This window comes from Williamsia sp. Y844 (assembly GCF_056786475.1).
In genome coordinates this window covers 87276-103165 of sequence record NZ_JBXCJB010000005.1, presented here as the reverse complement: position 1 = coordinate 103165, position 15890 = coordinate 87276, and the positions used below count along the sequence as shown (strand labels likewise).

16 protein-coding genes and 1 pseudogene are annotated in these 15890 nt (G+C 62.1%); 10 read left to right on the top strand and 7 right to left on the bottom strand.

Annotated features, from left to right (window positions below; all coding sequences use genetic code 11):
* Positions 1 to 40 precede the first annotated feature (40 nt).
* The 5 genes from AC1TQG_RS25780 to AC1TQG_RS25760 form a co-directional block, all read right to left on the bottom strand.
* Positions 41 to 316 (bottom strand): hypothetical protein, encoded by a 276-nt coding sequence (locus AC1TQG_RS25780; RefSeq protein WP_482141682.1) that lies wholly within the window; start codon positions 314 to 316, stop codon positions 41 to 43.
* Positions 313 to 1668, bottom strand: coding sequence for a cytosine permease (locus AC1TQG_RS25775; protein ID WP_482141680.1), 1356 nt, complete (start codon positions 1666 to 1668; stop codon positions 313 to 315). The genes AC1TQG_RS25780 and AC1TQG_RS25775 overlap by 4 nt, the downstream gene beginning before the upstream one ends.
* Positions 1665 to 2462 (bottom strand): 5-oxoprolinase subunit PxpA, encoded by a 798-nt coding sequence (locus tag AC1TQG_RS25770; RefSeq protein ID WP_482141678.1) that lies wholly within the window; start codon positions 2460 to 2462, stop codon positions 1665 to 1667. Before AC1TQG_RS25770 ends, AC1TQG_RS25775 begins: the two co-directional genes overlap by 4 nt.
* 3 nt (positions 2463 to 2465) lie before the next feature.
* Entirely contained in the window at positions 2466 to 4643 is a 2178-nt protein-coding gene (locus tag AC1TQG_RS25765) for an amidase family protein (protein WP_482141676.1), read from the bottom strand.
* 391 nt (positions 4644 to 5034) lie between these two features.
* Entirely contained in the window at positions 5035 to 5595 is a 561-nt protein-coding gene (locus tag AC1TQG_RS25760) for a helix-turn-helix domain-containing protein (RefSeq protein ID WP_482141932.1), read from the bottom strand.
* Positions 5596 to 5695: 100 nt separating this feature from the next.
* Here AC1TQG_RS25760 and AC1TQG_RS25755 point away from each other — a divergent pair, with 100 nt between their 5' ends.
* Positions 5696 to 7111, top strand: a complete 1416-nt coding sequence (locus AC1TQG_RS25755) for an MFS transporter (protein WP_482141674.1) — start codon at positions 5696 to 5698, stop codon at positions 7109 to 7111.
* Between the two features lie 175 nt (positions 7112 to 7286).
* Here the strand turns inward: AC1TQG_RS25755 and AC1TQG_RS25750 are convergent, their stop codons facing one another.
* A complete protein-coding gene (locus AC1TQG_RS25750; protein WP_482141672.1) occupies positions 7287 to 8165 on the bottom strand; it encodes an alpha/beta fold hydrolase in 879 nt (292 codons plus the stop codon).
* Positions 8166 to 8351: 186 nt separating this feature from the next.
* Here AC1TQG_RS25750 and AC1TQG_RS25745 point away from each other — a divergent pair, with 186 nt between their 5' ends.
* From AC1TQG_RS25745 to AC1TQG_RS25710, 8 genes and pseudogenes are all read left to right on the top strand, one after another.
* Positions 8352 to 8741 (top strand): ArsR/SmtB family transcription factor, encoded by a 390-nt coding sequence (locus tag AC1TQG_RS25745; RefSeq protein WP_482141670.1) that lies wholly within the window; start codon positions 8352 to 8354, stop codon positions 8739 to 8741.
* On the top strand, positions 8738 to 9838 hold the full coding sequence (gene arsB, locus AC1TQG_RS25740; RefSeq protein WP_482141668.1) for an ACR3 family arsenite efflux transporter: 1101 nt from the start codon (positions 8738 to 8740) through the stop codon (positions 9836 to 9838). Before AC1TQG_RS25745 ends, arsB begins: the two co-directional genes overlap by 4 nt.
* 11 nt (positions 9839 to 9849) lie before the next feature.
* Positions 9850 to 10029 (top strand): annotated as a pseudogene (locus AC1TQG_RS25735) (arsenate reductase/protein-tyrosine-phosphatase family protein); the annotation flags it as partial.
* A gap of 75 nt (positions 10030 to 10104) precedes the next feature.
* Positions 10105 to 10527, top strand: coding sequence for an arsenate reductase ArsC (locus tag AC1TQG_RS25730; RefSeq protein ID WP_482141666.1), 423 nt, complete (start codon positions 10105 to 10107; stop codon positions 10525 to 10527).
* On the top strand, positions 10524 to 10931 hold the full coding sequence (locus AC1TQG_RS25725; RefSeq protein WP_482141664.1) for an arsenate-mycothiol transferase ArsC: 408 nt from the start codon (positions 10524 to 10526) through the stop codon (positions 10929 to 10931). Before AC1TQG_RS25730 ends, AC1TQG_RS25725 begins: the two co-directional genes overlap by 4 nt.
* Before the next feature lie 31 nt (positions 10932 to 10962).
* Positions 10963 to 12021 carry an ArsO family NAD(P)H-dependent flavin-containing monooxygenase gene (locus AC1TQG_RS25720; RefSeq protein WP_482141931.1) on the top strand — a complete coding sequence of 353 codons (1059 nt, stop codon included), beginning with the start codon at positions 10963 to 10965 and terminating at the stop codon, positions 12019 to 12021.
* A 134-nt stretch (positions 12022 to 12155) separates the two neighbouring features.
* Positions 12156 to 13505 (top strand): FAD-dependent oxidoreductase, encoded by a 1350-nt coding sequence (locus AC1TQG_RS25715; protein ID WP_482141662.1) that lies wholly within the window; start codon positions 12156 to 12158, stop codon positions 13503 to 13505.
* Positions 13498 to 14733, top strand: a complete 1236-nt coding sequence (locus tag AC1TQG_RS25710) for an MFS transporter (protein WP_482141660.1) — start codon at positions 13498 to 13500, stop codon at positions 14731 to 14733. The genes AC1TQG_RS25715 and AC1TQG_RS25710 overlap by 8 nt, the downstream gene beginning before the upstream one ends.
* A 143-nt stretch (positions 14734 to 14876) precedes the next feature.
* Here the strand turns inward: AC1TQG_RS25710 and AC1TQG_RS25705 are convergent, their stop codons facing one another.
* Positions 14877 to 15257 carry a winged helix-turn-helix transcriptional regulator gene (locus AC1TQG_RS25705; protein WP_482141658.1) on the bottom strand — a complete coding sequence of 127 codons (381 nt, stop codon included), beginning with the start codon at positions 15255 to 15257 and terminating at the stop codon, positions 14877 to 14879.
* Positions 15258 to 15338: 81 nt separating this feature from the next.
* On the opposite strand from AC1TQG_RS25705, the gene AC1TQG_RS25700 reads away from it, so the two are divergent.
* Positions 15339 to 15749, top strand: a complete 411-nt coding sequence (locus AC1TQG_RS25700) for a RidA family protein (RefSeq protein WP_482141656.1) — start codon at positions 15339 to 15341, stop codon at positions 15747 to 15749.
* Positions 15750 to 15890: the final 141 nt, after the last annotated feature.

The following is a 15890-nucleotide window of genomic DNA, read 5'->3' as shown; positions in this document are numbered from 1 at the left end:
GACGACAGTTGTGGCCATCGCCCTCCGAATGGTCTGACACTCACGAAAGTTGCTGCAGCATCGCCCAGATGCGGGCATCTGCGCGGTGGTCAGCCTTCGGCGGACCATGGACTAGCGCAGCATCGACCGCAACGGCCTGGGCGCGAGCGGCGTCGTCGGTGCGTTCGACAAACGCGTGCAGATGATCGTCGAGCCTATTCATCTGTGCAAGTGCGGCTTCGGTGATCTCGACAGCGGTCACCGACCGGGAACGGACCGCTGCCGAGACCGCGGTGGCCGTCATTCGGGTCAGGTCGACGTCGGCCGGGAGCGTCATACAGCGACCTCGATCTCCGCCGCGACATCGTCATTCACCTTGGCAGGAGCAGCCGTCGGCACGAACTTGTCGATGATCAGATAAGCAATTGCGGCACAGACCATTCCGACGATCGCTTCGCTGAACTGCGGAGCCCAGTGATGCACGGCGTAGGCGCAAACGGCGCCGATGATCCACGCCGCGAAGGGTTGTACGCGGAACGCGGTGATGCCCCGTGTGGCGGCCCGGCGGGTGATGAGCTGATCCACGATCAGCACCGCACCGATCGACGGCACGAAGATGCCGAGCAGATTGAGCCAGGTCGAGAAGTGACTCCACACACCAGCCAAAGCGATGACCAGGCCGATTGCGCCGAGGATGAGCGTGAGCACCCGCATTTTCGAACCGGTGAGCTGGCTCCACCCCACTGCGCCGTTGTACAGGCAGTGTGAGCACACCGAACCGAGGTTGACGAACACGAAGAACACCGCGAGCGCAGTCAGGACAGCGCCATGATCGACGAGGATGGGCATGAAGTCGCCACCGTCGGTTGCCGGGTTGAGTGCTCCCCCCGCGGCCACGATCACCGCCCCGGTCACCATCGCGATGAGGTTGGCGACCGGAAAGGCGCTGAAGGTGGCGATCACGGCTTCTCTGCCGCCGCGTGACCACCGCGTGAAGTCCGCCGCCATGGTGCCCGAGTCGATGAAGGTGGCCACGACGATCGTCACTGCCGCACCGATCGAGAGAACGGTCGCGTCACTGGCACCGCCCTCATAGGAGGTGATCGCACCCCACCCGTTGCTCCGGGCTACCAGGACGATCGACACGACGCCTAGTGCGATGAACAGTGGTGCGGCAATCATGCCGATGACGGTCAATGCGCGGATCCCGATGAAGGTCACACCGATGTACAGCAGCCCGCCGATCAACGCGACCAACGTTTCGTTCCAGCCCAGCGACGTGTTCAGGGTGGCGCCAGTCAAGCCGGTCTGGAAAGCGAACCAGCCGATGACGACGGTCGCGAGAAAGCCGGTGACAATTTTGGATCCGTGATGCCCGAACGTCTCAGCAGCGCTGAGTGCGAAGTTCTTCCCGGTTTTGCCTGCGATGAATGACAGTGCGCCGACGTATCCGAACAGGACGAGGTTGCCGATGATAATCGCCGCGATGCCCTTCCAGAACCCGAGGCCATAGACGATGGTGCCACCGAAGATGGCACAGGTGAGGACCATTGGGAACCCGAACCACACCGCGGAGACCGACAGCGTCGATCGACGGTGCGAGTCAGGAACTGGCGAGTTCTCGAACTCTGAGTCGAGATGCAGTGTGCCGTGGTCGGGCTCTGCATTGGATTTGGCGGAGGTTGTCATGAAGCACCTTCTGGCATGGTTGCCGGCAACTGTGAATGTGCCGTGATGGATTCCCTGGGCACCGATGACGAGGGAGAAGTGAATGAGTAGCCCGCATCGACGAGGGCTGTTCTCAATTCAGCGAGTAGTGTTGGCGCGCTGGGTGAATCGCTGTGTACGCATACCGATCGGATGCCATGATCGCTTGGCCTGGCCAGTTGCGCCAGCGTGCGGGCGATCACTTGATCGACACCACCTATGCGATCAGCCGTTCGTTCATACATCTGCACCTGGCCATCGCGATAGGGCCGGTCGGCGAAAGTCTCGCTGACTGTACCCAGACCGAGTTCTGCCGCCCGGGAATGCAATTCGGAACCGGGCAGCACATAAACGAGCAGTGACGGATTGAGTTCGGTAATCGCAGCGCACACCGCATCGGCCAGATGCGGATCACGATTGACCATCATGTAAAGCGACCCATGGAGTTTCACATGCTGCATGGTGCAGCCGCGGACCCGAACAAACGAGTCCAGCGCACCGACCTGGTACAGGCACAGGTCATACGCCTCCTGAGGCGTCGTCGGGATCTCGCGACGCCCGAACCCGATTCGATCCGGGAGACCGACATGGGCACCGATCGCAACTCCATGGCCTGCTGCCAGATCAACACTCCGCCGCATGACCGCGGGGTCGCCGCCGTGAGCACCGCACGCGATGTTCGCCGAGGTGATCATGGGCATCATCTCGGTGTCGGCGCCGTAGTCGTAGACGCCAAAACTCTCACCGAGGTCACAGTTGAGGTCCAGGACCGGCATTGATCATCCCTCCACGTCTGCGGTCAGAGCCGCAGGTCGCCGAGGGTTCACTGCCAGTTCCCACGCACGCGCGAACCTCAGCAGACTGCGCTCGGACAAGGGGCGGCCGAGTACTTCGAGTCCGACGGGAAGTCCACCGTCGGTGAAGCCTGCGGGGATGCTCATGGCGGGCAGCGACGTCTGTGAGGCGATGACGGTGTTGGTCGGGAAATCCAGTGCAGTCCAGCGCTTTGCTGCAAGCTCTTCGCGGGTGGGTGCCGGTACCTGGACCGTCGGGTAGATCAGGAAATCTACATCGGCATCGGCCATCATCGAGATCAATGTGCGTCGCCATTCGTCTTGACGCAGACGGCGCGGGAAGTAATCGGGATCCTCCTCGGGCACAGATGGACCATCGGCGATGTCGGCGATCAGGTCGGTGAGTGGATGGAATCCACCGTCAACGATCTCGCGGAGCGTGGTGACGGGCGCACCCGGCCGTGCCTGCAGAAACTCTTCGATGTCGGTTTTCGACTGGATCGTGTACAGCGAAGTACCTGCCACCCACGCCGGCAGATCACCGAGTTCCAAACCGTCGACCACGGCAACCCCCCGCTGATTGAGCTGGGTGATGGCGTCTCGCACAACCGAATTGGTGAGACCTTGATCTACACCCTCACCAAAACCGTCCGTGAGCACGCCGACCCGGAACGACGAGATGGAGTCGGCGTCGACGTCGGCGATCGCCTCGCGGTAGTTCCCGACATCCGAGGTTGTGGTGGCGATGGAGGTGTAGGCATCGGCCGGGTCGTACCCGACGATGACGTCAAGGATCGCGGCAAGGTCGGGCACATTGCGCGCCATGGGTCCTGGTGTGTCCTGGAAGTGCAACAGCGGGGAGAAACCAGTGCGCGGGATGAGCCCGGTGGTAACGCGGAGACCGAACAGATTGGTGAACGAGGACGGCAGGCGAATCGATCCACCGGTATCTTCCCCGATCCCGACGAGGCAGAGGTTTGCGGTCACGGCTGCGGCCGTCCCAGCACTCGATCCCCCGGTCTCGCGATCGAGATCGTAGGGGTTCTTGGTGTGCTCGGTCCGTGACGAGAACGAGAACCACCCCGCGGCAAAGTCGCACATCGCCGTTTTACCGAGGATCACCGCGCCGGCCTTACGGAGCCGATCGATGACCGTGGCGTCGGCCTCGGGGATGTACTCAGCGAATGCCTTGTTACCGAACGAGGTTGGGATACCTTTCGTTTCCCCTTGGTCTTTGACCAGAATCGGCACACCGTGCAATGGGCCGACCAGAGTACCGGTGCGTGCGTACTGGTCATCGATCCGTGCGGCGTCCTCGAGTGCCGCCGGGTTCAGTGTGACCACCGAATTGATCTGCGGTCCGTCGGGGTTATCGGCTGCGTCGAGGGCCGCGATCCGGTCGAGGTACCACGCGGTGAGACCGGCACTGGTCGCATCGCCCGTCTCGATCATTCCGTGGAACGAACTCACTGACAGCTCTTGGTATTTCACCTGTTTCTCCTTGCCCGTACCGGCATCTGTTCCCAGTGCTCCGACGATGGTTTCTGCCGTGTGTTCGAGGTGATCTCGGGTGGCATCGAGGAGTGCGTCGAGGTCGCGAGCAAGCATCAGTTGATACATACGCTCGTGCTGGCGGTCGGCTTCCTCGAAGTTGTGCATGGCTGTCGCATAGATCGCCATATAGGGCTGGATACGATCCCAGATGTTGTGGATGAGCTCCATCAGGTAGCGACTGTTGCCACCGGCATAGAAGGTCTGATGAAACTTGCGATTCAGCTCGCGCCACTCGTGAGGGGTGATGTCCGGATCGGTCATCTGATCGAGAACCGAACGCAGGGCCGCGATTCCGTCGTCGTCGAGTTCGTCTAGCGCCCACTCCGTGGCAAGGGACTCGAGTGCCAACCGGATGGTGAAGAGTCTCCTGATCTCGCTCGGCGTCAGCGTGGTGATCGTGACAGCTCGGCGATCGAACGCCACCAGACCCTCAAAGTTCAGCCGTTTCAGAGCTTCTCGTGCCGGCATGGTCGAAACCCCGACCGATTGGGCGAGTGAGCGGATGGACACACGTGTCCCCGGAGCTATTCGGCCTTCAACTATGTTGCGGCGGATCTGTTGATAGACGCTTTCCGCCAACGTCGTCGGCGGCAAGACCTCGACTGCCATGTGATATCAACTCCATCCCTGATCCAACTGTGATCACACATGAAGGTTTCCGGTTGCCGATGACGGCTACGTTGTTGATTTGTTGCGGCTGTATGACGTCATCGCGGTCTCGTTACGTCCTGATGACGAGGTCTCAAAAGAGGGAGAATGACTACGCAGTGCGTAGGTCTTCTCGGGCGGGAACCGAAGAATCATGGTCAGCCCTGAACTCGTGCTGGACGAGTTTCTCGGACGTATCCACCACCCAACCCTTGCAAATCGGTGAAGCTGCCGCCGAGACCATCGGGTACGCAGGAACTTCCCGACGTCGCCATCTGGCCGGGATACACGCCTACGAGTGCGACGAACACCGAACAGCACTGTGTGGGTCGCATGGCTGAGCTCAACGCCGTTACGTTCGGATATGAGCCTTGTCTCCATGCGGGCCGAACAGATGGAGTATCTCGATCACCTGATCGTCAGCAGGCCCAAACCAGTGCGGCTCATTGGTATCGAACTCCGCTACTTCACCGGGGCCTAGTAGAACTTCATTGGCGCCGAGAATGAGCCGCACGCTTCCCGCGAGAACGTAAAGCCATTCGTATCCGGCATGAGTGACCAGCTTCTGAGGGCGAGGACCGATCACCTGCTTGAAGACCTGCACGCGCCCCGGATAACGCGTCAATGGAACCACGGCGCTCCCGTTACCACTGCGCCGCGGCGTGAGATGGACTCGGGGATCGCCGGTGGCAGGTGCACCGACAAGTTGGTCGAGAGCCACTCGATGCGTTCGAGCCAGCGGCACAAGCAGATCGAGAGTTGGGCGGCGCTTCCCGGACTCCAACCGCGACAACGCGCTGACAGATAGACCAGTGGCGTCGGCCAGCGCCTCGAGCGTCATACCGCGATCACGACGAAGTGAGCGCAAACGCGGCCCTATGTCGGCGAGCATCTGTGCAAGTTCGGCGTCCATAGCGTCCATTTTTGCACTTTTCGCAAATTCTCTATCGGGTTCGGCGGAGCGACTGCGACTATTCGCCCGACGAAACAGCCCACGACGATAGGAATCGATCATGAGTCCGCCAATCCGGCAATCCAAAACCAGCACGGCGCCGATCGATTACGCGGGCAACACCCAACGCCGCTGGGGAGTGCTCGCAATCTGCGCCGTTGGCATTTTCGTGGTCGGTCTCGACACAACGATTGTGAATGTTGCCCTGCCGTCAATAGGCGAGGATTTCGACGTCGGAACCAGTGGTCTCGAATGGGTCGTCAACGCGTACACACTTGTACTCGCGAGTTTGTTGATTTCATCCGGTGCGATGGCCGACCGTTTCGGGCGGAGACGGATCTTCCAACTCGGGCTAGTCGTTTTCGGTGTGGCTTCGGCGGCCTGTGCACTCGCGCCGTCTATCGGCGTTCTGGTCGCAGCACGTGTAGTTCAAGGGATCGGTGGATCGATGCTGAGCCCGGTCGCACTCGCCATCGTGGTCAACGTGATGACCGAACCCAAGGAGCGGGCCAAGGCGATCGGCGTGTGGGCTGCGGTATTCGGAATCAGTATGGCCGCAGGGCCGGTCACCGGCGGCCTCCTCATCGAGAATTTCGGTTGGCGGTCCGTGTTGTGGATCAACGTGCCGGTGATCGTTGTAGTCCTGGCCCTTAGCAGAGCATTTGTTCCGGAATCGCGTGCCCCACAGCCGAGAAGACTCGACGTACCTGGTCAACTGTTGCTGACCATAGTGATCGGCGGGATGGTTGCGCTCCTCATCGAAGGACCACAAATCGGGTGGACATCACCGGGTTCACTGGCCGGATACCTCCTCACGGCCGTGGCGTTGGCGGCTTTCACGCGGATCGAGTCACGGCGTAGCGAACCGCTCATCGATCCCCAACTATTCCGGCACACAGCGTTCTCTGCCGCCGTTGCAGGCGCCGTGGTGGTGTTCGTGTCTCTCAATGCGACATTGCTTCTCGGCACTCTCTACCTACAACACGCGCGAGAAATGACCCCAATGGCCGCGGGCGCCATCACTCTCCCGATGGCGATCGGCGCAACCGTCTGCGCGCCGTTGTCCGGGATGCTCGTCGGTCGTGTCGGCGCGCGAAGGCCACTGTTGATCGCCGGTGGTTTCACCACCCTCGGCGGCCTGTGTCTGGTCTCGCTCGACAACACCACGAGCACAACGACATTGCTCGTCGCCTACCTGTTTCTCGGCATAGGATTCGGCTTCTCGAATGCACCCATCACCACTACCGCTGTCAACGGCCTACCGTCTTCGCGCGCGGGTCTAGCTGGTGGAATAACCTCCAGCGCCCGCCAATTGGGAGCAGCGCTAGGCATCGCATTGGCCGGCGCAATGATAGCCGGCAGTGCACCGACTGACCTGGCACAAGCATCTCGGTTGGGGTGGATGCTCGTCGTGGTGTGCGGACTACTGCTCCTCCTGATTGCCCGCATTTCACCAACATCCGGCACGCAGAACTGACCAGCCGTCGACCGCGCCGATCCGGGTGAACCACGTGTCCCCAGACGCTCACACTCGTCGTCCAACGAGAACCACTCGTGTCACCCAAATCCTTACAGGGCATGGGTTATGAACTCCGGATCGACGCCAATCCATCGCACTGTTGATGGTGACCAGGCTCGCGACGCCCAGCAGGTCACCGAATACCGGTCACAGCCAGCAACATCTGTTCCCAGTGCCGCAGCGGTAACAAGTGCCCTTCGTCCTTGTAGAGGACCAGTTTGGCATTCGACAACTGCTTTGCGAGCCATTCACCGTTGTTCTGAGGCGCCATTTCGTCTCGGTCGCCGTACCAAAGGTGGACCGGTGCAAAGACGTCGGCGGGGTCGAAACCCCATGGACCGACGAATGCAACGTTGTCCCAGGCAATCGCCATGGGGCCCTGCCGCAATGCCTCTTGAAAGGAAACGAAGATCGCTTGTCTCGCTGCGGGATCGGCGACCACCTCAGGATCACTGGCTCCCCACATCCAGTCGATCCACGGCGCCTTCTGGTCATCCCGTACCGACATCATGGCATCGAGGAACTTCTCGTTGCCGGCCAGGAACTGTTCGGCTGCACGGGTAGGTTCGGCAGGCAGGTAAGAAAGCGCAGAGAGGTCGTTCTCGGTTAGAGCATCCATCGCACCAGGCATCTGCTGCACGGGCCCGAGTCCACCCGACACACCGACCCGGGTCACACGATCGGGCATCGCGGCTGCCGTCGCCAAGGCGAACGGTCCGCCCCCCGACCAACCCAAGGTGGCGAACCGGTCCACTCCGAGTTCGTCAACGATGGCCTCGACGTCCGCTGCAACCCGCCCGAGGCTGCTCGCAGCGGCATCGGACCGGCCGTAGCCTGGGCGGTCGAAGCTGATCACGCGTATGCCCATCCGGTGGGCGCGGTCGGCTCCGAAATCGACCTCTAGCCGCGATCCAGGTGTGCCGTGGAAGTGCACAACAGGCGCACCCGTCGTATCCCCGGTGTCTCGAACCATGACCGAACGGCCACCGACTACGACTTCGAACTCCATCATGGTGGCAGCGTACGGTGCGTACCGGGCGCAGCAGAGAGTTGCTCAGCTTGTCGAACCGATAGCCGAGTCCGAAATCCGTTCTTCTCCAGGTGAAGTGAATGAGCGCCGGACACGTCAGATTCGATCCGCGCCTGCAGCGGGCGTTGTTCACTTGACCTTTGATTCGGCGACCATCAATATAGATCTATGTCGAAACAGAGGTTGCCAGTCACCGATGTCGCCAGCGAGGAGTGCTGCTCACCGTTGATTCGCGAACCGTTGTCCGCACCGTGGGCGGGTGATCTGGCGCGGATGTTCAAGGCGCTTGGCGATCCGGTGCGCCTGCGGTTGCTCAGTTTGGTCGCCAGCCACGCCGGCGGTGAAGCCTGCGTCTGTGACATTTCAGATTCGTTCGACTTGTCCCAGCCGACGATCTCCCATCACCTCAAGGTGCTGCGTGAGGCCGGCTTGCTCGATTGTCAAAGGCGCGGAACCTGGGTGTACTACTGGGTGATTCCAGCTGCCCTGCAGCAACTCTCATCAGTGCTCAGCGCAGCTGACCCCACCTGTGACGACGCCCCGCTGGTCACCGCGTGAGTACCGCCGCAAGTACCGCCGAGCATCCGGCAGTCGTCGGAAAACTATCCACTCTCGACCGTTTCCTACCGGTCTGGATCGGCGTGGCGATGGTTGCCGGCCTCCTGCTCGGACGATTGATCCCCGGCCTGAACGACACTCTGTCGGCAATCTCTGTCGACGGCGTTTCCCTACCCATCGCGATCGGGCTGCTGATCATGATGTACCCGGTGCTGGCGAAGGTCCGGTACGACCGCCTCGACACCGTCACCGGCGACAAGAAGCTGCTCATCGGGTCGCTGGTACTCAACTGGGTGCTGGGGCCTGCTCTGATGTTTGCCCTGGCGTGGATCTTCCTGGCTGACCTTCCGGAGTACCGGACCGGTCTGATCATCGTGGGTCTTGCCCGCTGCATCGCGATGGTCATCATCTGGAACGACCTCGCCTGCGGCGATCGCGAAGCGGCTGCGGTCCTGGTGGCCATCAATTCGGTGTTCCAGGTGATCATGTTCGCCGTCCTCGGCTGGTTCTACCTGTCAGTGTTGCCGGGCTGGCTTGGCCTCGAGCAGACCGAAATCGACGCCTCTCCATGGCAGATCGCCAAGTCCGTCCTGATCTTCCTCGGCATCCCTCTGGTCGCCGGATTCTTGTCGCGCTATTTCGGTGAGCGTTCCAAGGGTCGCGACTGGTATGAAGCGAAGTTCATCCCAAAGATCAGTCCGTGGGCGCTCTACGGTTTGCTGTTCACCATCGTCATTCTCTTTGCGCTACAGGGTGATCAGATCACCTCCCAGCCCCTCGACGTGGTCCGCATCGCGATTCCGCTTCTGATTTACTTCGCGGTGATGTGGGGCGGTGGGTACGGCCTCGGCGCGGCAATGGGGTTGGGCTACGAACGCACCACCACCCTCGCGTTCACCGCGGCCGGAAACAACTTCGAACTCGCCATCGCCGTCGCCATCGCCACCTACGGTGCCACGTCCGGCCAAGCACTCGCCGGCGTCGTCGGTCCGCTCATCGAAGTACCGGTCCTGGTCGGCCTTGTCTATGTATCTCTAGCCCTGCGTAAACGGTTCACCCCACAACCATCGGTGACGGCAGCGACAAAGGGGTCTTGATGTCCGAATATCCCGGGCGGGTACACGTCAGGTCTGCCGGGTCTGCACCGACACACGAGATCAATCCCACCGTCGTCCACGCGATGGCCGAGATCGGTCTCGATCTCGGTGCGGAGTATCCCAAACCGCTCACCGACGATGTGGTCGCTGCCGCTGATGTAGTGGTGTCAATGGGTTGCGGCGACGCATGCATCAGCCGACTCCTCACCGAGTTGACCTCCACCATTTCCGCCTGACTACCCGCCTCCGACTCACGAAGGGCCTTCATGTCCACCACTCCCAGCGTGCTGTTTGTCTGCGTCCACAACGCCGGACGATCGCAGATGGCTGCCGGTTTCCTCTCTCACCTCGCCGGCGACACCATCGAGGTCCGCTCTGCGGGCAGCGCGCCGGCCGCGACGATCAATTCCGCCGCAGTCGAAGCGATGGCCGAAGAGGGCATTGACATTTCGGCCCAATCACCGAAGATTTTGACTCCCGCTGCAGTGGAAAGCTCGGATGTCGTCATCACCATGGGATGCGGCGACGCATGCCCGGTCTTTCCTGGCATCAGCTACCGCGACTGGGCACTGCCTGATCCAGCAGGCAAGGGCGTCGAGGCAGTACGCCCGATCCGGGACCAGATCAAGATTCTCGTCAAAGACCTGATCGCCGAACTCGTTCAAGCACGATCAGATACCAGCCGATGAGCACACCAAGCGTGTTGTTCGTGTGCGTGAAGAACGGCGGCAAATCGCAGATGGCTGCCGGTCTTATGCGCAAGGCAGCCGCAGACGCAGTCGAAGTCCACTCGGCGGGAACCCGGCCCGGCGGCTCGCTCAACGCATTGTCGGCACAATCACTGATCGAGGTCGGCGTCGACATCACCGCCGAACAGCCCAAACCTATTGATCCCGCCCTGCTGGCCCGGATGGACTATGTGATCACTTTGGGCCGCGAAGCCACCGTCGACCGGATTGATGGTCCGAGGTTCGAGAACTGGGACACCGACGAGCCTTTCGAGCGCGGTATTGACGGTATCGAGCGGATGCGTCTGGTCAGAGATGATATCGCTGCCCGCGTCGACGAACTCGTAGCGAGACTGCGTCGCTGATCCGTTGAGCGCAAGCAACATCGAGGTTCCAATCTCCACCACCTCGACCGATGTGGTCGTCGTCGGTGGCGGTCAAGCTGGATTGGCCGCCGGGTATTACCTGCGCCGAACCAGGCGCGACTTCGTCATCCTCGATGACCAACCTCGGCCCGGTGGTTCATGGCAACAGTATTGGCCGTCGTTGCATCTGTTCTCCCCCGCCGAGTACGCACGGCTGCCAGGCTGGCCGATGCCGCCCTGGCCCGACGGCTTTCCACCAGCATCACACGTCGTGAACTACCTCACCACGTACGAAAAAAGGTACGCGCTGCCCGTGCAGCGTCCTGTCACCGTGACCGGCGTCCACCGCACCGCCAACGGATACCGTGTGGACAGTGCCACCGAATCCTGGACCGCCGCAGCGATTATCAACACCACCGGAACATGGTCACGACCGTTTTGGCCCAGCTATCCCGGAATGCGCGACTACCGGGGTACTCAACTGCATGCCAGCAACTACCGCACCCCCACTCCGTTCGCCGGCCAACGCGTGGGCATCGTCGGCGGCGGCAATTCCGCCGCACAGATTCTCGCCGAAGTCTCCACCGTGGCCGACACCGTGTGGTTCACCGCGCATCCACCAAAGTTCCTACCCGACGACGTCGATGGACGGGTCTTGTTCAAAGTCGCCACCGAGCGAGCCCGTACCCTCGCCGCCGGCGGCACCGATTCCGGTGGCGTCGCCGGGCTCGGCGACATTGTCATGGTCCCGCCGGTCAAAGAAGCCCGCGATCGCGGCGTGCTACACGCACGGCCGATCTTCACCACCCTGACCGCTGACGGGGTCAGCGACGGTACCAGCACCGAAAAACTCGATGCGATCATCTGGTGCACCGGCTTTCGTCCCGCACTGCGTCATCTCCAGCCGATGCATCTGCGCTCGGACGGCTCAGCAGGCATCACACTGGATGGCAATCACGCGCACGGCGAGCCGTCGTTGGTGTTCCTGGGCTATGGCGATTGGACCGGCCCGGGGTCTGCCACGCTCATCGGAGTGGGACGCACCGCCCGCGCCGCCGTCATCGACCTGGTACACGATGTCCTCAAGTGACCATCGTCGGTGGTACGAACAGATACCGAAACGGTCACGACCACGCTATATCGATGACTGTCAATGTTGCTTATATTGATAACTGTCGATACAGTGGGCCGCAAGTACTGATCCTCGTCAATGGAAGGTTTCCCATGAGTTCCGAGTACCCCGTCGCAGTGGTAGGAGCCGGCCCCATCGGCCTGGCCGCCGCCGCACATCTGACCGAAACCGGTTCTGACGTCATCGTTCTCGAACGTGGACAGTCCGCCGGCAGCGCTGTCGCGGAGTGGAACCACGTGCGTCTGTTCTCCCCGTGGTCCGAAGTCACCGATCCCGCCGCAGCCCGCCTGCTCGCTCCCACCGGATGGACCCCACCCGAGGGTGAAACCTATGCGACTGGCCGGGAATGGGCTCGCGACTACCTCGAGCCACTCGCCGCGGCCCTTGGTGAGCGTGTCCGGTTCGATTCCGAGGTCATCGGCGTCGCCCGCCGCGGTCGCGACCGTGTCGTAGACGCCGGCCGCGATACCGAACCCCTTTCGGTCCACGTCCGCCACTCCGACGGCAGCGAGGAACGCATCCTGGCCCGTGCGGTCATCGACGCCTCGGGAACGTGGGGTTCACCCAATCCACTGGGCAGCGAAGGACTTCCAGCAATCGGCGAACGTGATGCGGCCGACCGGATCAGCTACCGCGTCCCCGACCTCACCGATGAGGCCACCCGGGCCCGGTACGCGGGCAAGCACACCGTCATTGCCGGCAGCGGGCACTCAGCCCTGACCGCCATCATCACCTTCGCCGAGCTGGCCGCCGAACATCCGGGCACCACGTTGACCTGGGCAGTACGCCGGCCCGTCACCGAATCTGTCTTCGGTGGCGGCGCCTCCGATGAACTCGCGGCGCGCGGAGCGCTGGGTCTGCGGGCCAAGAAGGCCGTCGATGACGGATACCTGCAGATCGTGTCCGGATTCCGGACCGAAGCCGTTGATCGTCAGGGTGAGCAGCTCACCCTTGTCGGGGACACCGGGGCCCGTATCGACGGCGTTGATCAGGTGATCGCCCTGACCGGTTTCCGGCCCGACCTGTCCTGGCTGTCCGAGGTGCGGCTCGATCTTGATCCCACGCTGCAGGCACCCAAGTTCTTGGCGGAGTTGATCGATCCGAACATGCATTCCTGTGGAACCGTCTACCCCCACGGCGTCGATGAGCTCACCCAACCCGAACCTGGCCTCTACCTGGTCGGAATGAAAAGCTATGGCCGTGCACCGACGTTCCTGGCGATGACCGGCTACGAGCAAGTGCGTAGCATCGCTGCAGAACTCGCCGGAGACCACGACGGCGCGCGCAAGGTCGAGCTGACCCTGCCCGACACCGGAGTCTGCGGCGGCGCCGGACTGTTCGACGATCCGAACGCCGAAAGCTCTGCCGGCGGCGGCTGCTGCGCCGCGCCCTCCGCCGAGCCGGAACTGATCAGCCTGAGCTCGCCCACCTCGAGTGACTGAGTCGATCACCGATCCAGCGTCACTACGGGAAATACCTCACCCCGGGCGACGCCGGGTCCTGTCGGTTCTGTGTGTCACCGAGATCACCAGCTGGGGCATTCTCTACTACGCGTTTCCTGTTCTGTCCCCATCGATTTCGGCCGATACCGGGTGGTCGACAAGTGCCGTCGTGGCCGCGTTTTCGATCAGCCAACTCATCGCGGCCCTGGTCGGTATCCCGGTTGGACGGATCCTCGACCGGCACGGCCCGCGCTGGGTCATGACCGCTGGCTCGGCCATCGCCGTCCCCGCGGTGGTCATCATCGCCACCGCCGAACACCTGGCCACCTTCTATTTCGGTTGGATCATCGCCGGAATAGCCATGGGCGCAGTGTTGTACCCACCGGCGTTTGCAGCATTGACCCGATGGTGGGGCTCCGAACGTGTCCGCGCGCTCATGATCCTCACCCTCGCCGCAGGATTGGCCAGCACCGTTTTCGCGCCGCTGACCGCACTATTGGTCGATCACTTTGATTGGCGGCGAACCTATGTCATCCTTGCCGCAATCCTGCTCGCCATCACGGTCCCAGCCCACTACCGCGGCCTCCGCGGCAGCTGGCCCCTCATCCCACACCAAGATCCCGCCACCTCCCCCGCCGACACAAATGACACCACCCGCAGCCGGCCGTTCATCGCACTCACCGTCGCCCTGAGCCTGGCCGCATTCGTCGCGTTCGCCGGGGTCTTCAACCTGGTACCGCTACTCCTCGAGCACGGTGCCGATCCCACCGTCGCTGCCACCGCACTCGGCCTCGGCGGTGTCGGACAAGTCCTGGGCAGAGTCGGATACCTTCCGTTGCAACGCCTCACCGGAACCAAGGGACGAACCGTCGGCGTCATCGCGGCCGTCGCGACCACCACGATCGCCCTGGGATCTACCACCTCGGTATTCGCGCTGGTACTGGTTGCCGTCGGCGCTGGACTCGCGCGCGGCATCTTCACTCTCATCCAGGCCACCGCCATCACCGACCGGTGGGGGCCGGCGCGCTACGGGCACCTCAACGGCGTCATGTCCGCGCCCATTGTCATCACCATGGCCTTCGCACCATGGGCAGGGGCACTACTTGCAGACTGGACAGGAAGCTACTCAGGCGCTTACCTCATCCTCGGCATTCTCGCCCTGGCAGCCGCCGCTCTCTCCGCAGCAAGCATGCCCCGCCGATCCAACGACCAAGTCACCGCGAAATAGACCAACAATCGTGCACACTCGCCGTCAACTCGGCTTCGCGCGATACTCGCCACCAGGCTCGTCGACAACCCCACCGCGACATTCACCGACGACCGCACAGTCGCCTGGTGACAGGCGAAGATTCAAACCATCCACGCCTATCGCTAACTGCCCTCCTCGGCAGTGTCGAACTTCAAGCGAGCTCGTTCGATGTCCGGCATGTGCGCAGTAGCCCATTGAAGGATCACGTCGACCGGTGGCCGGAGCGTCTTTCCCAGCGGGGTAATCCGGTACTCAACCGCGACCGGACGTGACCTGAGTAGGTTCCTTTCGATGATTCCGTTCCGCTCGAGCTTGCGCAATGTGGCGGTGAGCGACTTCTGAGTCACGGTCGGGATTGCCCGCCGCAGTTCGTTGAAACGGCAGGGGCGCTCACAGAGTTCGTTGAGGACCGCCAACGACCACTTGTCGAGCACCTGATCCAGCAATTCGCGGTGTGGTGCGCTGACCGTGAGCTCGGCCGGCGTCCTATGGGTTTCGGTCATGAAACCTAGTCTCCTTGAAGTGTCCTTGATATACCAGGTATCAGTTATATACCCACTCGAATTCATTTGAAGGAGACCATCTTGTCCGTCAACTACTCCACCCCCGAAGGCATGATGCAACCCACGCCCTACCACCACGTCGCGGTGGGTACGGGGTCGCGCCACGTCCACGTCAGTGGCCAGATTGCGCGATTGGCCGATGGAACACCTGTGGCCCCAGACGACCTGGCCGGACAGGTCGCGCAGGCTCTGCGCAACACTTCGACCGGTCTGGCCGGCGCAGGTGCCACGTTCGCCGATGTACTCAGACTGACGTTCTACGTCACCGGCTGGACGCCGGAAAAGATCACCCCGTTCATGGCCGGCGTCGAACGCGTTGCCGCTGACATCGGACTGCCCCTTCCGATGCCCCCCGCCTCATTGATCGGCGTCGACTACCTCTTCGAACCCGACGTACTCGTGGAAGTCGAGGCCACAGCGATCCTCGACTGACCGGGTTCACCCCGCGCTCTACGCGCGGGGTGAACCAACCGGACGCTTCCCCTCGAAGGACAGTTGGCTCCCGCACCGCTCACTTGTCGGGCGGCTACTTTTCGATTTCGACGACGAAGCAATACGACAATGGTTCGGAGC

Excerpts from the sequence above, each read along its gene's own strand:
- AC1TQG_RS25760 (WP_482141932.1), bottom strand. The coding sequence starts at position 5,595 with ATGGACGCCGAACTTGCACAGATGCTCGCCGACATAGGGCCGCGTTTG.
- AC1TQG_RS25705 (WP_482141658.1), bottom strand. The coding sequence starts at position 15,257 with ATGACCGAAACCCATAGGACGCCGGCCGAGCTCACGGTCAGCGCACCA.
- AC1TQG_RS25750 (WP_482141672.1), bottom strand. The coding sequence starts at position 8,165 with ATGATGGAGTTCGAAGTCGTAGTCGGTGGCCGTTCGGTCATGGTTCGA.
- AC1TQG_RS25765 (WP_482141676.1), bottom strand. The coding sequence starts at position 4,643 with ATGGCAGTCGAGGTCTTGCCGCCGACGACGTTGGCGGAAAGCGTCTAT.
- AC1TQG_RS25725 (WP_482141664.1), top strand. The coding sequence starts at position 10,524 with ATGAGCACACCAAGCGTGTTGTTCGTGTGCGTGAAGAACGGCGGCAAA.
- AC1TQG_RS25775 (WP_482141680.1), bottom strand. The coding sequence starts at position 1,668 with ATGACAACCTCCGCCAAATCCAATGCAGAGCCCGACCACGGCACACTG.
- AC1TQG_RS25745 (WP_482141670.1), top strand. The coding sequence starts at position 8,352 with ATGTCGAAACAGAGGTTGCCAGTCACCGATGTCGCCAGCGAGGAGTGC.
- AC1TQG_RS25770 (WP_482141678.1), bottom strand. The coding sequence starts at position 2,462 with ATGCCGGTCCTGGACCTCAACTGTGACCTCGGTGAGAGTTTTGGCGTC.
- AC1TQG_RS25715 (WP_482141662.1), top strand. The coding sequence starts at position 12,156 with ATGAGTTCCGAGTACCCCGTCGCAGTGGTAGGAGCCGGCCCCATCGGC.
- AC1TQG_RS25730 (WP_482141666.1), top strand. The coding sequence starts at position 10,105 with ATGTCCACCACTCCCAGCGTGCTGTTTGTCTGCGTCCACAACGCCGGA.
- AC1TQG_RS25755 (WP_482141674.1), top strand. The coding sequence starts at position 5,696 with ATGAGTCCGCCAATCCGGCAATCCAAAACCAGCACGGCGCCGATCGAT.
- AC1TQG_RS25780 (WP_482141682.1), bottom strand. The coding sequence starts at position 316 with ATGACGCTCCCGGCCGACGTCGACCTGACCCGAATGACGGCCACCGCG.